This window comes from Acidithrix sp. C25 (assembly GCF_904848545.2).
In genome coordinates, this window is the sequence record NZ_CAJHCI020000003.1 from 504,640 (window position 1) to 525,125 (window position 20,486).

Annotated in this window: 13 protein-coding genes, 2 tRNA genes and 1 pseudogene; 14 read left to right on the top strand and 2 right to left on the bottom strand. The window is 46.9% G+C overall.

Features of this window, described 5'->3' with window-relative positions; translation table 11 throughout:
* Positions 1 to 107: 107 nt before the first annotated feature.
* Positions 108 to 1,724: a coiled-coil domain-containing protein gene (locus tag ACIDITHRIX25_RS000000101270; RefSeq protein WP_201732016.1), complete on the bottom strand. Its 1,617-nt coding sequence runs from the start codon at positions 1,722 to 1,724 to the stop codon at positions 108 to 110.
* Between the two features lie 1,931 nt (positions 1,725 to 3,655).
* Here ACIDITHRIX25_RS000000101270 and ACIDITHRIX25_RS000000101275 point away from each other — a divergent pair.
* Positions 3,656 to 4,587, top strand: a pseudogene (locus tag ACIDITHRIX25_RS000000101275) (IS1595 family transposase).
* 411 nt (positions 4,588 to 4,998) lie between these two features.
* Here ACIDITHRIX25_RS000000101275 and ACIDITHRIX25_RS000000101280 read toward each other — a convergent pair.
* The gene (locus tag ACIDITHRIX25_RS000000101280; protein WP_052604105.1) at positions 4,999 to 5,868 is read right to left on the bottom strand and encodes an alpha/beta fold hydrolase; all 870 of its coding nucleotides are present in this window, start codon (positions 5,866 to 5,868) and stop codon (positions 4,999 to 5,001) included.
* A 157-nt stretch (positions 5,869 to 6,025) separates the two neighbouring features.
* Between ACIDITHRIX25_RS000000101280 and ACIDITHRIX25_RS000000101285 the strand changes: the two genes are divergently transcribed.
* From ACIDITHRIX25_RS000000101285 to mrdA, 13 genes are all read left to right on the top strand, one after another.
* Positions 6,026 to 6,538, top strand: coding sequence for a DedA family protein (locus ACIDITHRIX25_RS000000101285; RefSeq protein WP_201732017.1), 513 nt, complete (start codon positions 6,026 to 6,028; stop codon positions 6,536 to 6,538).
* Positions 6,539 to 6,638: 100 nt separating this feature from the next.
* Positions 6,639 to 6,708, top strand: a tRNA-Pro gene (locus tag ACIDITHRIX25_RS000000101290).
* Positions 6,709 to 8,008: 1,300 nt separating this feature from the next.
* Positions 8,009 to 8,082, top strand: a tRNA-Gly gene (locus ACIDITHRIX25_RS000000101295).
* Positions 8,083 to 8,417: 335 nt separating this feature from the next.
* Positions 8,418 to 9,503, top strand: coding sequence for a redox-regulated ATPase YchF (gene ychF / locus ACIDITHRIX25_RS000000101300; RefSeq protein WP_201732018.1), 1,086 nt, complete (start codon positions 8,418 to 8,420; stop codon positions 9,501 to 9,503).
* An 897-nt stretch (positions 9,504 to 10,400) separates the two neighbouring features.
* Positions 10,401 to 11,939 carry a trigger factor gene (gene tig / locus ACIDITHRIX25_RS000000101305; RefSeq protein ID WP_201732019.1) on the top strand — a complete coding sequence of 513 codons (1,539 nt, stop codon included), beginning with the start codon at positions 10,401 to 10,403 and terminating at the stop codon, positions 11,937 to 11,939.
* A 57-nt stretch (positions 11,940 to 11,996) separates the two neighbouring features.
* Complete coding sequence (locus ACIDITHRIX25_RS000000101310; RefSeq protein ID WP_052604101.1) at positions 11,997 to 12,620, top strand: ATP-dependent Clp protease proteolytic subunit; 624 nt, start codon at positions 11,997 to 11,999, stop codon at positions 12,618 to 12,620.
* A 90-nt stretch (positions 12,621 to 12,710) separates the two neighbouring features.
* Positions 12,711 to 13,982, top strand: a complete 1,272-nt coding sequence (gene clpX, locus ACIDITHRIX25_RS000000101315) for an ATP-dependent Clp protease ATP-binding subunit ClpX (protein WP_052604114.1) — start codon at positions 12,711 to 12,713, stop codon at positions 13,980 to 13,982.
* A gap of 35 nt (positions 13,983 to 14,017) precedes the next feature.
* Positions 14,018 to 15,304 (top strand): bifunctional folylpolyglutamate synthase/dihydrofolate synthase, encoded by a 1,287-nt coding sequence (locus ACIDITHRIX25_RS000000101320; RefSeq protein WP_201732020.1) that lies wholly within the window; start codon positions 14,018 to 14,020, stop codon positions 15,302 to 15,304.
* A 67-nt stretch (positions 15,305 to 15,371) separates the two neighbouring features.
* Entirely contained in the window at positions 15,372 to 15,779 is a 408-nt protein-coding gene (gene ndk, locus ACIDITHRIX25_RS000000101325; RefSeq protein WP_052604113.1) for a nucleoside-diphosphate kinase, read from the top strand.
* A gap of 148 nt (positions 15,780 to 15,927) precedes the next feature.
* Positions 15,928 to 16,956, top strand: a complete 1,029-nt coding sequence (locus ACIDITHRIX25_RS000000101330; protein ID WP_052604099.1) for a rod shape-determining protein — start codon at positions 15,928 to 15,930, stop codon at positions 16,954 to 16,956.
* 17 nt (positions 16,957 to 16,973) lie between these two features.
* Complete coding sequence (gene mreC, locus ACIDITHRIX25_RS000000101335; protein ID WP_201732021.1) at positions 16,974 to 17,813, top strand: rod shape-determining protein MreC; 840 nt, start codon at positions 16,974 to 16,976, stop codon at positions 17,811 to 17,813.
* Positions 17,810 to 18,343 (top strand): rod shape-determining protein MreD, encoded by a 534-nt coding sequence (gene mreD, locus ACIDITHRIX25_RS000000101340; protein WP_052604097.1) that lies wholly within the window; start codon positions 17,810 to 17,812, stop codon positions 18,341 to 18,343. Before mreC ends, mreD begins: the two co-directional genes overlap by 4 nt.
* A 19-nt stretch (positions 18,344 to 18,362) precedes the next feature.
* Entirely contained in the window at positions 18,363 to 20,456 is a 2,094-nt protein-coding gene (gene mrdA / locus ACIDITHRIX25_RS000000101345; protein WP_201732022.1) for a penicillin-binding protein 2, read from the top strand.
* The last annotated feature ends 30 nt before the right edge of the window (positions 20,457 to 20,486 follow it).

A 20,486-nucleotide genomic window follows, 5' to 3' on the forward strand; every position in this document is an offset into this window, starting at 1 on the left:
CCCAGGGCTAAAACCAGGGGCATTCCGCCAAATGCCACATTCTGGTAAAAAGGTCCATCCGGATTGAATTCGCGGAAGGTCCTTTTTGCTAACACCGAGACGTGGTTTTACTCCGATGGTGGGGTGCTTGCCTCTTGAACCCTGGGTGTCCTGGGTGGTCGTCGCGTGGTTGATGTCCGAGTAGTTGACCGTGTGGTTTTGGCTGGCGGCTCCGACGTTTTGGTCGATTCATCAACAGGGTCTTCGGCGATTGGAGCCGAGGCACGGCTTTGTTGAATATCTTCTTCGTCTACGGAGATAATTGCATCAGGGGAAGAGGTAAGGTCTATTTCAACCTCTTTCAAAGGCGCTGAATCGCTTGATGTAGCAGGATCTTGCTCGATTGAAGTGTTTTTGGATTCGACTTCACTATGGTCATTGCGTGGGTGATTCTCGTTACTTAGATGACCTGCGGGTTCTATCGATACTTCTCTGTTTGTCCCTGAGGCTGACTCTACCTCGATGCTTTGGCTCTCTATTGAAATTTTGTCAGCTTGGGCTGAGGAGTGAGTTTCAACCGAGTAGAGATTTAGGGCCTCAACAGAGCCTTCCAGGGATTCCAAATTAGAATTTATGGAGACAGTAAGGGCACTTTCCACACTCGTGACGCGTCGTTGAGCATCTTGGAGAAGTTCTAGGAACCAGCCTCGAGTTCTTGCGAGCGTGTCTATGTGGCCTCGGACTTCGTCTGCACGAATTTTGAGGTCGGAGAGAATTTCTGTTCGCGTTTCCCTCGCAGAGGTAAGTAACGAGGTGGCTTCTTTTTGGGCATCAGCTAGGATTCGATCCGCACTCCTCTGGGAGTTTGAGATGGTCTCAGAAGCGAGTTGATTTGCACGATCTAAAATCTCCTTGGCCAATAATTCTTGCGCACCTAGTCGTTCGGCTATTATCTGGTCAGCTTGGTCAATTTTTGTTTTGGCTTCTGCCTGAGCGCTTGTAATGATATCGGCAGTCTTGTCTCGTGCTCTAGAGAGCATCTGGCTGGCGAGAGTTGATGCCTCCTCTTTTTCCCTTTTTGCTTGGCTCAGAAGTTCGTCAGCCTGTGATTGTGCTTTTTCTGTTTCAGACCTGGCTTCTGCCTGAGCGCTAGAAATCATTTGTTCAGATTGATTCTGAGCCTGAGAGAGCATCTGGCTGGCGAGAGTTGATGCCTCCTCTTTTTCCCTTTTTGCTTGGCTCAGAAGTTCGTCAGCCTGTGATTGTGCTTTTTCTGTTTCAGACCTGGCTTCTGCCTGAGCGCTAGAAATCATTTGTTCAGATTGATTCTGAGCCTGAGAGAGCATCTGGCTGGCGAGAGTTGATGCCTCCTCTTTTTCCCTTTTTGCTTGGCTCAGAAGTTCGGCGCCTTCCGCCTCGGCCTTTTCTTTTATTGATTGGCTTGCCGTTACGGAATTGGAGATAATAAATGAAACATGGTCCCCGAGCATTTTTGCTGCCATCGCTTCGTCCATTGGCAGAGGGATTGGTTCTGGCCGTGAATTGGCATCGTTTAGTTCTGCTGTTACTTCGGCTAGTCTTTGCTTTAGCTCGCTGATTGTCCGGTTTGACTCTGTCAAGTTTGTTTGAAACCGTTCCAAGGATTCGCGTACATCCTCAGGCGAATATCCTCGTCGAACCGTGCGTAATCTCGCGATTATGGATTCTGTTGACGCTGGCTGGAAATCATTCCTCGATTGATTCAATCGGGACCTCTCTTTTTTCCTAAAATTACTCTTATAGTATATTTAGCGCACTTCGACCGCGTTCAATCTGGGATTTTGTAAATTTATTAAAAAATACTGAGGCTAAGGCTGTATTTATGACATTATGGTCAAATCGTTTGCCTTTGCTGACTTCGGTTCGATTTGCAAGTGGTCGTTTTTGCTGGGAAATTGTGGCCGGCTTCAAGGTAAGGATCTCTACCCCCAGGGTAAGTATTGCTAGAAAACGATTGCCAATCAAGAAGTAGTTTGTAAGAATTTGGTGAAATAAATGCGCTAAATTTTCTTTAAATTTCCGGTTCGACCCCGATCTATCGAACAATCAAAGGATAAAAGTGGTCTATGAAAGCATGCTTTGTTTGCTTTTTGGGTTTGCTCGTTGGCCGCTCGGGGTTTGAATGGCGAACTCGATCGCTTCTTGTTACTTTGAATAAATGGGCAGGTTGAGATCGCTGGAGTATCAAGGTTTGGCGCTTTCTGCACCGAGAGAGGCTTTGTCTTTATCTGGTGGTCCAATCACACAGCGAGCAACGAAAATCTCGGTTTTAGCCACTGACTGTTGCACTACATCTACATTAATGTCTCGATTTCTATGGATATAGAGCTTTGACATTCAGTTTATTTTATGCAATTATTTTCCGCCACTGGGTGGTGGTCCTGGATCGATAATATATGAAAAACCACATTAAAGAAAGTCGGTAATGTAGTAAGCCACATATCGTGACAATTTGTGCTCACTTAGCGACATTGAGATAGTTATTTCTGACCTTCAAGTTGCCCAGATTGGCCTTTTCAAATGTTCCGCAGGCACCTTGTATTGTGAGAATAATCGAGAGATTTGACTCTTTTGAGTTGGGGCATTGAATAGCTGATTGACAGGTGGCGCCTTTGGAAATCGTTTGATGAATGGCTCTTGATCTTGAGATTAAACGTTGTCTAGCGCTATGTATGCTCTTGGTGGGGTTAAACCACTCAATGCAGACAAATTTGACCGAGTTCTGGCTCTGTGCGATTGGAAATTTGTAGTTCTCCTGGTCAGGTCTACTATATAACTCCACCTTTGAGTAGGACTCTTCGGCTAGTCGGATGTGGACTTTTAGTGGTGCATTTGTCGACGGCGTCCCACAACCAAGATGGTTTCCTGCATGTGGGACTTGATCCCATATAGAGGGTCCTTGACTTTCCAAGTGCGAGTTTTTTGAGATCAAGGTAGGTTTTGCTGGTGAATATCTTGACTTTTCAATTTCGGATGCTGATCCACTTGGCGGTTCACTAAGCGATTAGATCAGCTGTGTTCTTTTTAGCCTTGTCGGATCTGTCGTACCTGACTGATGACTGCCAGTTCGATGGGAGACTTAGAGTAAGTCCCAATGGTATGAATATCGTACAAGTGCCAGGAGCATTCTGGAGGCACACTAAACGCCAGACAAGCTTTTGGAGTTAAGATGGGGTGCCTTGCTTTGACTTCAGGCCAGTTTTAGTACAAGTTTGAGTGAGTGCGGATAGGAATTCAGGTTTTTGTATTGCATCCTTATTTTTGCATTGAGGACCTAAAGCTAATAAAGCGCATCTTTGGATGGCGCATTCTTGTAGCGATCTGGTTTAAAGTATCGAACTGATAAAAGCCATATTTTAAGGAACATAAAACGTGCTTGCTTTGTCTTAATGCGATCGAATCAACTTGCATATGCTGGTTGCAATGCGAAGGTATTCTGTCTCGACACGTCTCTAGAACAGATGTTTTATCAGAATGATGCATTATTAAACATACTTATCAAGTTTCGTAAGTTTCGCCTTCACCGAGACCAGATTGGAGCTAATCCTTAGTAGAACAGATGTTCTACTAAGGTGGCATGGTGGATCTCTCAGGCTTTATGGTACGCTTCGCTTCAAAGTAAGCATGTGAAGATCATTTGATCAAATTGCTATTGCTATGAGGGATTTAGATGCTCAAAGTGTAACTTCGATCAATTTACTTTAGTAAGGCCAAATCATTTCAAGAAATGCAGCGTCTCGAGCTCCACTTTTTCAATGTAAATCTTTTCACCGTCAAACTAGCGTTACCTCCAGAACCATCTTCCATCGAAGCCATATCTCTTTATCCAAGTGGTTCTCCGCTATCTATCTATTGTCCAACGACAAGCGTGGTCTTTCGGCTACTACCCCCTAGCCATCAGAGCCCCTGCTAAATTCGTTCAAGTATCTTATTCGACTGGCTGGTTGATGCTAAATAAGCTACCTAAGGCAATGGCTGAGCGTAATGGCTGAGCGTAATGGCTGACCGAAATGGTTTATATAAACTTGGAGGAAACGTCCAGGTAGATGAGTTCTTTTTAGGTGGTGAGAGCCATGGCGAAGGCTAAAGAGGAAAGGGAACAAAACAAACCAATGTCCTAATTGGAGTGTCGATTAGCAATGGTGCTCCTACTCATTGCTTCATGGAAGTAATCAAAGATACCACTGCTAAATCACCCAAAGATGTTTTTGTGAGACGTTGAGATTCTAATACCAAGCTGATAAGTGATGGTAACCCAAGTTACGGGTATGTGCTGAAAGACCTTGGACTAGCGCACGGGTTCACTCTATCCAAAGACGAACAAGCACATGTAACATTCAAATGGCTCAAGATCCTAAATTGGGAACTGCAAGAAATTTATCGACGGAACATACCACGGAGATGAGGAACATAAGCAACTTATGCCTCGAGGAATTCGCATACCGATTCAACGCAAGGCACTTTGAAATGTCATTGGTCGAGCGACTTCTCAATACATGTGTGTTTGCGTCTCCCCATCCGCTACTCCGCGAATCTGATTCCAAAATGGCTCTTGCTTACGAAACTTGATAAGTATGTTATTAAATATGTACCTGCTAGAGACGAAAGTTGATACCCCTTGTAGTCAAGGCAGAGGCTTTTGTGAAGATGGCATTATCGCGGATGTCCATTGGCGAATCCGGTAGTTTTTCGTGTGATACGGAAGTGAGTCAACCACTCCGGGGAAATTTGCTCATCTGTTTGGGACGGCTGCGATTGGGACTGGACCAACTTGATTTTAAGCAGCCGTAGGAGATAAACCCTCATAAGGGAGTGTCCCGCATTGTGCGACTCATCGGAATTGATTCATCGAAGATCGGCTTTGGTTCTCCCCCTTTTAATATTCACTCAAAAAAAGGGGGGCAGGTGTTAATGGTTGAGGATTTCTTTGACGTAGGAGTCTTCAGATTTTGAGCATTTTGGCGAACTGCAAGGCTGTGTCTAATTAGTTTCTTGTAAATCGAACCAATTTGTGATCATCTTTGCGACCACTTCAGGCTTTTCGAATGGCCCAAAGTGACTCATTGCCAATGCCATTTCGACCTCGGATCTTTTGGCTTTTTCTCGTAGGCGCTCCATGTAGTTGAGATCAAAGGCGTCCGTAGTCTCACCTGAAATAAACAGCATTGGTATTTCAATCTTTGGTAAATTGGAATACGCTTGATTGCATGACGCCCAAGCGTAGATTTCGGACTCTATCTCCCTTGGGCAGGTTAGCTCCAATTGGGCATCCAATGTTCGTTTGAGACCCGTTTCCAGGTATAAATCGATGCAGGTTTGATCGAAGCTAGACATCGGGAACTTTGATTCAAAATTTGAATGCGCTTCCCTCCTCGTCCCAAAGTGTCGTCGGCGTCGTTTGGTTAGAACCGATAGGTGGTTTGAATAATCTGGCTTTGAGGAATTACCTTCAATCGGTACTACCGGCTCGAATAGGGCTAGCCTTTTGAAGAGACCGGGCGAGTTTGCCTCCGCTAGAATCAGAGCAGCACCTCCGTAGGAATGACCAAATCCCGCCCACGAATCTCCACCTAAAACCTCGATCGTTCTTTCGATATCGTTTGCAAAAGTTCCCCAGTCAACGTTCAGAGAATCGCCACCGCTTGAGCCGCCATGATAACGTGCGTTGATACCAAAACAGTGGAATTTTGACCTAAGAGCAATGGCCAGAGGAAGATACATTCGAGCATTGAATCCTGTAGCGTGGGCAATTAGAAGGTTGTGACCTTCTCCTCCGAAATCTTCCACCAATATGGATGCGTTGTCGCTTCCGGCTACTTTTGTTATTTTAATTTCATCATATCTTGACATTATGCTTAAAGAAATCTACTTAGTTGTTGGAACTTCCGTTTCATTCTAGGCAAGGTAAGCCGGAACTCTCAAGGTTAAAAGGGTTCTCAATCTTTGAAAATTCGCATTTCAAATGCGTATTGTGCGACAGATCGTCAATGGCCACTAGTGTAACGTCGTGGAAAATTTCATCTCAAGTTCGGGAATTCTCGCTATATTTTTGCTCATGACCGCGGAATCGGCTTTGATACCGATACCCTCTGAGGTTATAATGCCTTTTGCGGGCGCTCTTGCTGGGTTAGGCAAGTTGAATATCGTGATGGTTATTTTGGCGGGTACTTTTGGCAACCTGATCGGTAGTTACATTGCATGGATTATCGGTCGAACTGGCGGAAGGGCGTTGGTGCTTCGAGCCGGTCGCTACGTGAGGATCAAAGAGGAAGATCTTCACAAAGCCGAACGTTGGTTTGCCAGACGGGGTGATTCTGCAGTTTTAATAGGGCGAATCCTCCCGTTGTTCGAACCTTTATCTCTCTCCCGGCAGGTGCAGCAGAGATGCCCCCGGTGCGGTTTGGTTTATTCACCTTCATTGGCGCACTGCCTTGGTGTGCTGCCTTGGCTGGATTGGGCTATGGAGTGGGATCTAATTGGACTCAGTTTTCTTCATACGTTAAATATGCCGGATATTTGATTGCTGTGATCCTTGTTGTGATCATCGCAAGATTTTTCATTGCACGATTTCGCTCTTCGGGGAATCAAATAGCCAAATAGCCTATTATGATGTAGTTTCCTCGGGAGTGGCGCAGCGGCAGCGCACCTGGTTTGGGACCAGGGGGTCGGGGTTCAAATCCCCCTCCCGACCATTTGACTTGAATGCTGAGTTTTGATAGAGGTTATTGTTCGAGCCCATCAGTACGGGCCTCGCATTTTTAATCTAAGTTGATATCCTTGCTGCTATTTCCTTTTACTATCGCTTCGCAATCTTATCTAGATTTATGGTTAGCGAATTTATTTGTTCGGACTCGGGTAATCTTTTCGATAGAAGATTTATCATCGGCTGTTACGCGGGGTCTTATCCGTGTAGTTGGTCGATGTTGATAGAGAATCGACTTGTGACTCTATTGGATTTGCGACGCTGCAGAAAAATTCAAATACCTCTCGGAGTCGAGATTAAACGATTGCTCTTCGAGTTGTCTGGCCAAGGTCTGATTTCCCGCCCGTTAGGTGGATAAAAGTTTCCGTCTAGTCCCCCCCCCTTTTTTTTTATAGATGGTCGGCTAATTCTCTTGTTTCTGGAGATCGTTAAATAGGCAAATTGTCGCTTATTTTTTGAGCTTCAAAGTATCAATAGCCCCATGAATAGGATATCTATTGTTATTTATGGGGCTATTGCGTTGATTTGCCAGCCCTTGCTATGGAGCCAACGATCTCACTCGTATTGCGTTCATTTTCAAGTAAATGATAGTTTGTGAGAGTTCACCCAAAATGTAGAAATATCGCTGACCTGTTCATAGCTCGTTGATTTGAGCCCTTGAGCCCTTGAGCCCTTGAGCATTGGCTGATCCTCTATCTTTAGGGCCTAGGTGTCGCCTTATTGCCAATACCAGCAGATCCCGACTTTTACTTTTGTGCAAGACTTAATTGTTTGGTTGCTGGCGGATGTGTTAGATTAATGTCTTCAAATGACAATTTTGATCGAATAAGAGCGCAAATCCCGCCTTTAAGGACAGCCTCGAGCGACCATTAATTGCGCTCCCAAAATAAGACCGCCACACCCTCGGCGCATAATACATAATACAGGTATCAGTATTCGTGAGGCCTTGTAACCGCAAGAACAGGAACTGCCCGTTCTTGTTCGTCACTCCTTCGATGCTCGCTATGTATGGAACCTAGTTCTAGAACAACGCAGATGTGAATGCGGCCAAAATTAACTGCCGCAGGGCTTGGTGTCACAGAGCACAAAGGGACATCGCATGCCACGTCTACCAAGACACAGCCACAGCGACCCAGTTAAGTGCACCACCACGCCTAAAGTTGCCTAAGCAGCTTAGGAAGCCCCGTCCATAAGGACGGGGAGGATGTCACACTTTTGAATCGAAGAATTATAGACGATGATGTGTCGGGGCTATGGGATAGTTCGGCTAAGATGGTGTTTCGCATTGCGGGTGTAGCTCAATGGTAGAGCTCCAGCCTTCCAAGCTGGTGGTGCGGGTTCGATCCCCGTCACCCGCTCCAAAATGGAGCTCGACTTTGTTTACTGTTGGCTCCACAATTCGTTTTCCCATTGACCCCTGGCCGTTTTGTTGGCTCTTCTGTTTCTACCGGGGTGGAGTACTCGATTTCATACGCGGTAAGACTCTTTATCTAGCCCTAGGTGATCTTGTTTATCCGATACGTATCGGTAGTTCCCCCTGGGTGGTTAGATGTCGTCACACTTATATTTTCTCCTCTAACGCCTCTGAGTCCAAGAGATTGACTTTTGGAGTTGAATTGTTTTCATGGTGGAAGTCCTAAACTTTGCGGTGGACCTTTAGGTAAGAGGGTCGACTGTGATAGCGGAGGATTGATTCGTGGGTTTGTCAATTGGAATCGTTGGGCTACCAAACGTTGGAAAGTCAACGTTGTTCAATGCGTTGACCCAAAATGAGGTCTTGGCGGCTAACTATCCGTTCGCGACAATTGAACCAAATGTAGGGGTCGTCGCTGTGCCTGACCCGAGACTTGACTCCTTAGCGTCGCTTTATTCAAGCAAAGAGATTGTTTCGGCGATGGTTACCTTTGTCGACATAGCTGGAATCGTCAAAGGTGCGTCGGTTGGCGAAGGGCTCGGTAACAAATTTCTTGCCTCTATTAGGGAGAGCGATGCAATCTGCCAAGTAGTACGGGTCTTTTCCGATCCTGACGTAATCCACGTAAATGGCGAGATATCTCCGAGTTCAGATATTGAAACAATCAATACCGAGCTTATTCTTGCGGATCTACAAACAGTCGAGAATAGGCTAGTCAAATTGGCCAAAGAGGCCAGGAAAAGGCCAGAACTCGCTCAAGCTCTGTCGGCCTTGGAAAAGGCGCAAGAGATATTAAACTCCGGTAATACAATTGCTGGGGCAGTTGGCTCTGGCAAACTAGACGCGACATTCCTGAATGATCTCCATCTTTTGAGCGCCAAGCCCTTTATCTATGTTTTTAATGTAGATGAAGATGCACTCTCCGATTTAGAATTACGTGCTCGCTTGGCGGCTATGGTTGCGCCTGCTGAAATTGTTGTGCTATGTGCCAAGATAGAGGCGGAACTTTCGCTCTTGGATAAAGACGACGCTGCGGAACTCCTAGCTAGCTTTGGTCAGGTTGAGTCAGGATTGGTTCAACTGGTTCATGTTGGCTTTAGAACTTTAGGGCTCCAAACGTTCCTAACTGCTGGCCCAAAGGAGTCTAGGGCGTGGACGATTCATATTGGCGACACTGCCCCCCAAGCCGCAGGTACCATTCATACTGACTTTGAACGCGGCTTTATTAAGGCAGAAGTAGTCAGCTTTGAAGATTTGATGGAGGCTGGGTCTATCGCGGCTGTTCGATCCTTAGGGAAGGCTCGGATAGAAGGTAAAGAATATATTATGCGTGATGGAGACGTAGTCGAGTTTCGATTTAACGTTTAGATCCGTGGCGAAGGGTTGTCCTGGATCTCTAACCGTGAGAACTTTTGAGGTGCAGCCATTCGAAGCGTACGTGAATAATTGGTGGGATCAGAGCCCAAATTGTTTTTCGGATAGTCAGATAGATTCTCTAAGGCCTGGTGGATGGGTATCTGCTTGTTGTCGAGGGCGTTGTTTGTCGGCACGGAGACAATTGCATAAGTTGATTTTTACCCGTTTTGGATTTTAAGCTCCGCACTTAATGCCGAATCAGGCATAGTAACTGCATTCGGAGTCAAAAAAATACCACCTGAAAGAGTCGATTTATGAATTGCGCGATGGCCTCCTAGGATAGTGAGTTCTGCCGTATTCAACTGAACAGCTAATGAAGCTGTTTTAGGGTTGTGCTGGAGTGGCTCACAAAACGGACGTTTATGGACCTTGGCGGTGCGAAACTTTTCGAAGGGTGAACGGCCGCTTGGCTCTTCAGTGCTCTGAGCGTCTTGGCTCCTATCTCAACATTTCTTGTATATGAGCGATTTTTATTCCGCCTAAATGATAATTTGAGCGGCAGAACTTGAGTTCGATTAAATGGTGATCGAAAGGGCTATCCAATAGCTTTTGGTCGAAGTCATCATGGTTGGCAGATCCTGGAATTTCTAGTTAGAGAATGTGATGCGCATCTTCAATTTGGGTTGAAAATCTAATTGGGATCAAAGATAAGACCAGTTTGGAGAAGATGTTTTGACCATTGGTGAACAGGTTCACTTATTACTTTGAGGGATTTCTCGTTAGCTTTGTTATTTTTTGATCAAGATTCGTTACAAAAGTAGGTTTTTAGGGCTCTCATTTCCATAACCTATAAACGCCTTGCCTATAAATGTCCTTAGATTGCTATATTCGCGCTAGTTTGGATATCATATGCATTCTTCAAGCGAGCTACTCGAAAATAATCAAATTAAGCTTCTCGTTGAGATCTCCGAAGAGGAGTTGCTCCCAGCGGTAGAAGTGGCCTTTCGTAAGGTCTCGTCCCAAATTCGTATGCCAGGATTTCGCCCTGGTAAAGCCCCAAGAAAGGTCCTTGAGTCTAGGCTTGGTGCTGGTTTTGCTCGTATGGAAGCGATCAATGAGAATAGCAATCGTTGGGCCGAACAAGCGATAATTGAGAACGAGGTTGAGCCGATATCGGCGCCAGCGGTAACCGTTCTAGAAGGCGAAGAGGCTGGTCCTCTGAAGCTCGATGTTATCGTAGAGGTTCGCCCAACTCTAGATCTCGAAGGTTATGGAGATCTAACTTTCGAGGTGCCAGCAGGCGAGGCCTCAGAGGATGAAGTCAACGAACAGATAGATCGACTTCGGGAGGCACTGGGATCATTAGAGGATTCAGACGGTGCAATATCCCAGGGATCAGTTGTTACCGTAGATCTAAGCGTCACCTCTGATGATAGCGAAGCACCGACGGATATCAGTGACTATGTCTATAGGATTGGCGCGCCAGAGCCTTTTGAAGGCTTGTCTGATGCCCTTCTAGGTAAGGCCGTTGGCGAAAGTTTCGAATTTGTATTGACGGATGTAACTGACGAGGATCAACTAGACGATCTAGACTTCGACGATCTAGAAGCAGAAGATATTTCGGAGGAGTCCGTTGCTCAAGAGCCCGAATTGGAGCCAGTAGAGAACGATTTCGAGAAAGCATCGACAATCGTCAAGGGTGTCATCAAGGAGCATCAGGCTCTAGTAAAGCCCGAGTTAGACGATGCGTTTGCCTCTGAAGCCTCTGAATTTGAGACACTTTTGGAGCTACAAGAGGATATCAAGAGGAATCTCGATAACTATCACAAGTCGATGCTTAGAAATACTTGGCGTCATGTCGTAACGAACAAACTGGCTGAGATCGCTGGATTGGCGCAACTTCCTTCCTCTTTGGTAAGGATGGAGTTTGAGAATATGTCTCACAACTTCGGACACCGGATTGAAAATAGTGGTCTATCTTTGGCCAAATATCTTGAGCTTGCAAACTTAACTGCCGATGAATTATCTACTCAAATCGCAGCTGAAGCTATTGTAGAAAGTCGATTTGACTTGGTGTTTAGGGCTCTGGCGAAGGCTGAGGGCTTGAACGCAACGCCTGAGGAGATCGATCTAGAGCTGGGCAAGATTGCTCTGTCGAATGGCGTGGACATTGAGGATGTTCGTGTTCGTTTGAGTGAGGCCGGTCAATTGGTTGGTTTGAGAGTGGAAATTGCAAAGCGAAAGGCCCTCGACTGGTTGTTTGAAAATTCGAAGTTTGTGGACGCGAATGGAAACGAGTTGAGCCGATGGGACGTAACTGGTGAAGTTGCTCCATCTTCGATAGAGGTCTCCACAAAGGAGGCCGAGGCTTTGGAAGGATCCGAGACGGCAGATGTCGAGGTAGAAGAATCGGTTGATTTAGAGTTAGTAACGGAAGATAGCGAATAGATCGAGCGCTTTGAGCGTTAGATGCTGTAGACGAATCGCCAAGTTGTAGGAGGCTAAGTGAAAGCATATAACTATTTGGTACCGACCGTAGTTGAGTCGTCCAGTCGCGGCGAGAGGTCCTACGACCTTTATTCTCGGCTCTTGCGTGAGCGAATCATTATCTTAGGTACCCCAATTGACGACGCAGTTGCAAATTTAATCTGTGCACAGTTGCTCTTCCTTGAGTATGAGGATCAAGAGAGAGATATAAATCTATATATCAACTCTCCAGGTGGCGACATCACTGGTCTCTTCGCCATCTATGATACGATCAGATTTATCAGGCCGGATGTATCAACTTTTTGTTTTGGACAGGCTGCTTCTGCCGCGGCTGTTTTATTAGCTGCCGGAGCGAAAGGCAAGCGTTACGCTCTTCCCCATGCTAGGGTTCTGCTTCATCAGCCTTACGGAGGCGTTGGTGGACAGGCAACTGATATTGAGCTTCAGGCCAAAGAGATATTGCGTATGCGAGATATTCTCAACGAGATGTTGGCTTCGGATACAGGACAAGATGTTGAGCGGATTTCGCATGATACCGATCGAGATTTCATCTTGGATGGACCTGGGGCCCTGGAATACGGAATTATTGACGAGGTCTTGGCTTCGAGGCTCGCTATTGAGACAAGGTCCATCGTCAACTAATTATGGATGTGGCTATCCTTGGATCTCCCTTGGTTAGCCACGGTGGCCAGTTGGGGCTAGGATAGATTCCCTAGGTTGGAGGAAGTGGGAGTGGTCAAGTACAGTGACGGCCAAGAGGTCGTAAAGTGCAGCTTTTGCGGAATGTCTCAGAAGCAGGTACGCAAGCTGATTGCTGGCCCGAGTGTTTACATTTGTGATGAGTGTATTCGGCTTTGCGTTGATATTATCTCGGAAGATGAGGGTGTAAAGACCGATCTTCAAGTCGATAAGTTGCCTACGCCCCAAGAGATTTCATCTTTTCTTGATCAGTTCGTCGTTGGTCAGGAACGCGCCAAGAAGATCCTCTCTGTTGCGGTTTATAACCATTACAAGAGAGTTCAGCAGAGTTCAACCCTCGATAAAGAGGTCGAGCTTTCAAAGTCGAACATCTTGCTGTTAGGTCCAACCGGTTGTGGCAAGACGCTACTTGCGCAGACTTTGGCTCGCATGTTGAATGTGCCTTTTGCCATCGCTGACGCGACAGCTCTAACAGAAGCAGGTTACGTTGGAGAGGATGTTGAGAACATCCTTTTGAAATTGATCCAAGCTGCTGACTACGACGTAAAGCGAGCGCAGACCGGCATTATTTATATAGATGAGATCGACAAGGTCGCTAGAAAAGCTGAGAATCCTTCAATAACCCGAGACGTCTCTGGTGAGGGCGTCCAACAAGCGCTGCTAAAGATTTTAGAGGGTACCGTCGCCTCGGTTCCGCCACAAGGTGGTCGAAAGCATCCTCATCAGGAATTTATACAGATTGACACCACAAATATTCTTTTTATTTGTGGAGGTGCTTTTTCTGGATTGGAACGGATTATTGAGTCGCGAATTGGTAAAAAGACCATAGGTTTTCGCGCTGATCTTTCTAACGATCGATTTGAAGCTACCGAGCTTTTTCATTCCGCACTACCAGAAGATCTTTTGAAGTACGGTCTTATTCCAGAGTTCGTTGGACGGCTGCCAGTAGTTGGGGCAGTTTCGAATCTGAAGCGTGATTCGCTAGTTGAGATTCTTGTTGAACCTCGTAATGCGTTAGTCAAGCAGTACCGTCGCACCTTTGAGATGGACGGTGTGGAACTCGAGGTGACAACTGATGGTCTTGAGGCGATTGCGGACCTAGCCCTTCTGAGAGGGACAGGAGCTCGCGGATTGCGAGCGATCTTGGAGGAAGTACTTCTGGATGTAATGTATGAATTGCCATCGAGGAATGACATTCAACGTTGTGTAATTGACGCAAAGGTGGTCTCTTCAAAGGCGGCTCCAACTCTTATTCCAAAGGAGAAATCGACCGAGAGGCCTCCGCGTTCTAGGCGAGCCTCTTAGCGAATTGGTTAATTTCTTTCAAAGGCGGTGCGCACTTGTGGTCTAAGCACGATGCCTTGGCGTGGCTTGATTCGCATGCAAATTTCGAGAGGTCGCGGCAATTTGAACGCCCACCTTCGCTGGAAGGCGTTCGAGCGGTTCTTCAAGCACTTGGGGTTAACAAGGATAGTTTTGAGATCATCCATGTAACAGGAACAAATGGTAAGGGTACCGTTTCTCATATTGCTTCCGAACTTCTTTGCGCTATGGGTCGGCGTGTTGGTCTCTTTACCTCTCCCCACGTTCACATCTTGAATGAAAGAATTCGAATCGATAATATCGCTATCGATGACAACCTTTTGATCTCTGAATTGTTGGTAGTCAAGGGCGTAATTGAGCAACTTGGCCTTGAGCTTTCATGGTTTGAGATAGTGACAGCTCTTGGACTGTCAACTTTTTACGCTGAAGGTGTAGAGGTGGCAGTGGTTGAGGTGGGCATTGGTGGCACTTGGGATTCCACCAATGTTATCGATGGCGACGTTTCTGTTATAACGTCTGTTGGTCACGACCATTTGGAGCTTCTTGGGCCAACTCTGGCCGATGTGACCCGTAATAAAGTTGGCATTATCAAAGCAGGCTCAGTTGGTGTGGTCGCGAGTTTGGATGCCGACTTGATGGAGATTGTCTTCGAGACTCAGAATGCCGGATTGGCTATAGTTGGTCGGGATATTCTGGTTTCAAATCTCCGACCGGCCCTGGGAGGTTGGCAGTTCGATCTGGTCACGCGACGTTCGCTCTTGGACGATCTTTTTCTATCTCTTCATGGACGCCATCAAATCTTCAATGCAGCCTTGGCAATTAGTGCGGTGGAAGAGTTAGAGGCCAGATCTATCTCGCAAGATCTTGTGCGTATGGTTCTGGAGTCGGTGGTGATGGCCGCGCGGATTGAGGTTGTATACCGATCTCCTCTTGTGATAGTGGATGGCTCGCATAATCTGGAGGCGGCCAGGGCTCTCGGCGACTCTATCTGCATCGAATTTGAGGGTGTGGAGCCGATTGTGGCGGTTGTGGCCATGTTGGAGGGTAAAGATACCGAGGGTTATCTACGCGAGATAAGGCGTTTCTGCGGCACGGTAGTGGTGAGTAGTACTTTTGATGTGCGCTCGGTTTCTATCCAGGACCTTTCTGAGATTGCTACTAAGGTCGGATTAGAGGTGGTTCTATCGGAGAATGTACCGAGCGCCGTATCGATTGCTATGAATTTAGTCGGGGACGTTGGTGCCGTGGTCGTATGTGGATCCTTTAGAACCGCGGCTAGTGCGCGAGAATTTCTTATATCTTGATGCTCCAAGGAATTGCATCTTTGTGATTCAGGTAGTTATGGGCTTCGGACTTGTAAACTTGTGGGCTATGAATTCAACCTTTTTTATGTGTAAGCCAGATGCAGTGGAACGAGGGCTAATTGGTGAGATCATTCGCCGTATCGAAGCTACAGGATTGAAGATTGTACGAGCGGAATTGCGTGTGGTAGATGAAGCTACCGCAAAGGCACATTACGCGGAACATGAAGGCAAGCCATTCTTCGGAGAGCTGATCTCATTTATAACCTCGTCGCCAGTCTTTGTAACCGAGATTTCTGGACCTGATGGGACTTGGGAGATCGTTCGTAAGTTGATGGGAAAGACCAATCCGGCCGAAGCTGCACCTGGCACTATCCGGGGGGATTTGGCGACTTCGATCTCAGCTAATCTCGTGCACGGCTCCGATTCGGCAGATTCAGCCCGCCGTGAGCTGGCTAATTTCTTCCCAGTTCGCTAGGACCAGTAGTTGATGTTTTGATTTGTGCAAATGCTCATTAGACTGTTTGTTATATCGCATATATTATCAGCGAACACCATTTAGGGCATTTGAGGCCCTAGTCGGATAGACCCTCTCTTTTTATTTACATAGCACCACGGAGGATTCCATGGCATTCGGAATTTCATTTGGCAGGGACATGGCGGTTGACCTAGGTACCGCTAACACGCTCGTTTACGTTCGTGGTAAGGGGATCGTTCTGAACGAACCCTCAGTCGTTGCAATTAACACCAAAGATGGTCGGCCGCTAGCGGTCGGCGTCGAAGCTAAGAGGATGATTGGGCGTACCCCAAGTAATATCCAAGCGATTCGCCCTCTAAAAGACGGCGTTATCGCTGACTTTGAGATCTGTGAGAAGATGCTTCGGTACTTTATTCACAAGGTTCAATCAAAGCGCTTTGGTAAGCCTCGTATGGTCATTTGTGTTCCGTCAGGTATTACAGGGGTGGAACAACGGGCAGTTCAAGAAGCTGCCGAATATGCAGGCGCTCGTAAACCCGCATATATCATCGAAGAACCAATGGCGGCAGCTATCGGTGCCGGCTTGCCAATCCATGAGCCGACTGGCAATATGGTGGTCGATATTGGTGGTGGTACAACCGAGGTCGCAGTAATCTCCCTTGGCGGTATCGTTACCTCAAAGTCGATTCGAATAGGCGGCGACGAACTAGATGAGGCAATAATTGCCTATATCAAGAAGGAGCATAGCTTAGCTCTTGGTGAGCGGACCGCTGAAGAGATGAAGATGGCCCTTGGATCGGCGACTGTTCTAGAAGAAGAGTTTCAAGCAGAGATTAGGGGCCGCGATCTCGTAACGGGCCTTCCAAAGACGATATTGGTCTCCACGCAGGAGATACGTAAGGCGATAGAAGAGCCTATAGCTGCGATTGTTGATGCAGTAAAGTTCACCCTTGATAACACGCCACCAGAACTTGCCGCAGATATTATGGAGCAAGGAATTGTTCTAACTGGCGGCGGCGCACTGCTTACAGGTCTTGATAAGAGGATCCACGCCGAGACGGGTATGCCTATCGTTGTGGCAAATAATCCGCTTCAATGTGTAGCTTTGGGATCTGGTCAGTGTCTAGAGGAGTTTGAGGCACTCAAGCAAGTGCTGATTTCAGCTAGTAGTCGATAGGGAGCCAGCAAGCCAAGGTGGCTACTCAAATATTTAGACGCCCTCGTATCACTCTCGTTATATTAATTTTGGTTTCGATTTCACTGATATCAGTGAGCTATAAGAAGACACCGCCATTTATAACTGGAGCGAGAGGATACGTTCGCGACATAGTTACGCCGATAAGACAAGGTGCCACTGCATTAGTGACACCTATCTACAATACGATAATTGGTGCTTTTGACTACTCGTCTCTCAAGGCTACCAATCAGAAGTTGGTAAATGAGATAGCGTTGATTCGCAATCAAAGAGTTGTAGATGCTGGAGCGGCTAGGTCTCTTGCTCAGCTCTCCAAGCAGTTGAAGATACCATATGTTGGCAATATACCTAGTACTCCGGCTCAGGTTATCTCGGTAACTCCTACGAATCTTCAGATGAGCGTTGAGATCGATAAGGGAACCTCTGATGGAGTTGCCATTGGCAATCCAGTTGTCTCGAATCTGGGTTTGGTTGGGCGAATTATTCAAGTGTCTCCTAGTTCTTCTACTGTACTTTTGCTAAACGATCCAAACTTCTCCGTTGGAGTGCGTTTTGGCAGCGCTTCTCAATTGGGACTTGTAGTAGGGCAGGGGGGCGGTCAGAAGTTGAGCGTTCAACTTGTGGATCCAGGTACAGTCCTGCCTGTCGGAACATTTATGTATACCAGCGGATTGTCCGGCGAGATCTTCCCGGCAGGAATTCCGGTTGGGTCGGTCTACAAGGCTTTTACTCCTCCGGGCGGACTGCAAGAGCACGTGGAGCTGACACCTTTAGCATCGCTTTCTAATTTGAATTACGTTTCAGTGCTTCACTGGCTGCCAGGTGTAAAGCTGCCATGAACCGTAGCTCTTATTATTTCAAGCTGCCATTTATAATTCTGTTGATTGCAGGGCTTCAACGTTCCCAGTTGGGTACTTTGACGATTCAGGGGGTTCACCCGGATCTTTTATTGGCTGGCGCGATAGTCATTGGATTGATCGAGGGCCGCGAGGCTGGTGCTATTGCTGGCTTTGTGTTTGGCCTGATAGCGGACTCGTTTGCGTCAATTCCCTTTGGTGTATCTAGTCTGGTATATGCGACCATCGGATACTGTGTAGGCCTCGTAGAAGTTACTTCAATGCCGGATTCGCTCATAGCTGAGGTTCTTATCTCTTTGGTTGGTGGGGCAGTTGGAGTGGCCTTCTTGGAGGTTGTAGTCCGAATTTTAGGTTTAAAAACTACGCTCAGTGCTAAGTTTTCGGTGGCGCTGATTGTTGTTGCAGCGGTCTGTGGAATCTTCTCTTTGATAGGGGTTCCGCTATTTCGCTGGTTGATTAATTTGGGATCAGGAGATCGACCACCGAGTCGACGTAGTTCGCGAAGTTTATGACTTTTGAGAAAAGGGTCGAATGAGTTTTTTTGATTCAGAGGAGCCAGGTCGGGGGTCACTCTCAGATCGTAGGCGAATACGAGCAGTTGGTTTCGCCGTATTTGCTCTGTTTGTTGCTTTAATCGCTCGTTTGTACACCTTGCAAGTTTTGCAAGTGTCGACGTATAGGTCGCTTGCCACTCAAAATCAGGTTAGGTCTGTGGTGACATCGCCGCCTCGTGGCCTAATCGTGGATAGAAATCAGAATTTACTCGTTGGGAATCAGGTCGTCGAGTCCTTGACGGTGGATCAAACGATAGTTACCAAGTCCCCATGGGTTCTAAAGAATATAGCTACTGAGCTAGGTGTTCCCTTGGCAAATATTCAAGCAGCTTACAACAGTCCCCAACAGAGTCCTTATGCTCCGGTTTCGGTTGCTTATAACGTTACGAAGGCACAGATAATTTATATCAAGGAGCATCCTTCTCTATTTCCAGGGGTTTCAAGCTCACTTGGCACACAGCGGGTCTATCCAGAGGGAACCACTGCATCTCAGGTTTTGGGGTATGTGCGACAGATCTCCGCCAGCCAATTGGCACAATATGCGGCTGCCGGATATCAGGCCGGGGATCAGATTGGCCAGGCCGGAATTGAAGCAAGCTATGAGAAGTACCTTCGAGGAGTTCCCGGCAAGAAGACTTTGCAAGTTAATTTTGCTGGCAAAGTGGTTGGAACTCTTGCCAATACTCCACCAAAGCCGGGTGACAACGTGGTTTTGAATATGGACTTGAACCTTCAAAAAGCAGTAGAGAGTGCGCTCTCAAGCCAGATTGCCAAGTTGAGCCATACCTACGATCCATATCGTCATCAATACTTCACGAATCTTTCCGGTGCTGCTGTCGTTGAAAATGTCAATACTGGGGCTATCGTTGCTATGGCATCGTATCCGACCTATAATCCTTCAGTGTGGGTCGGTAACATATCTCAGGCGGCGTACAACAAAATTACCTTACCCCAATACGGTGATCCGACTTTCAATAGGGCTATTGCTGGTGAATATACGCCAGGGTCGACCTTTAAGTTAGCTACCGCCTCTGCGGCGCTCTCTTCTGGCTTGATCTCTCCATATTATTACTATAACGATACGGGAATCTTCAATATCCCCAATTGTAAAGTTGGAAGCGGCCTGTGTAGCTTTCACAACTCTGGCTTTGAACACCTTGGATCGATCAATGTAACAACAGCTCTCACCGCCTCTGACGATATCTTTTTTTACAATCTTGGCTACATGTTTTATGCAAATACGCAGACTTACGGCACCTCTCCAATTCAGAATATGGCCGCTAAGTATGGGTGGGGCTCGCCAACTGGGGTTGATCTTCCAGGAGAGGCAAGTGGCCTCGTGGATTCACCCGCTCTTAGGGCTCTATTGCATAAAAAGTATCCGAAGGCTTATCCCTATAGCTCCTGGTATACAGCAGATCAATTGGAAATGGCCTTTGGTCAGGGTGAGACCGTGATTACGCCAATTCAAATGGCGAATGCTTATGCAACCTTTGCCAATGGCGGTACTAGGTATGTTCCACAGATGGTAGCCGGAATCGTAAATCAGAATGGGAAGGTGGTCAAGACCTTCGCTCCGAAGGTTGCCGCCAAGGTACCCCTATCGGCTGTGGACAGAGCTGCGATGTCAGCCGGCTTTGCTGGAGTTATTTCGAACCCCCTTGGAACAGCTTATGGCACCTTTTCTGGCTTTCCACTTTCTAGTTATCCATTGGCAGGTAAGACTGGAACGGCTTCTGTTACAGGATTGGAGCCAAATGCGTGGTTCGTGGCCTACGGACCACTTCCCAAACCACAGTATGTTGTTACAGTAGTGGTTGATCACGGTGGTTTTGGTACAAGTGGAGCGGCACCTGTTGTTCGTACGATCTTTAACTATCTTCGAACTCACACCATTCCCCCCGTCACATTTGGCCAGCCTCATATTCCAGCCGGCGCTACTACCTACGCTAGATATGGCATCAAGACAACCCCAACAGCTACAACATCGACTACTGGCGTGGGTGGAGCGTCAAAAACTGGTGGCTCTGCTACTGCCCCAGCTACAACCACCACAACGAAAAAGGGCTAGTTCGTTTTTGTTTTTTGAGATCTTCCAATC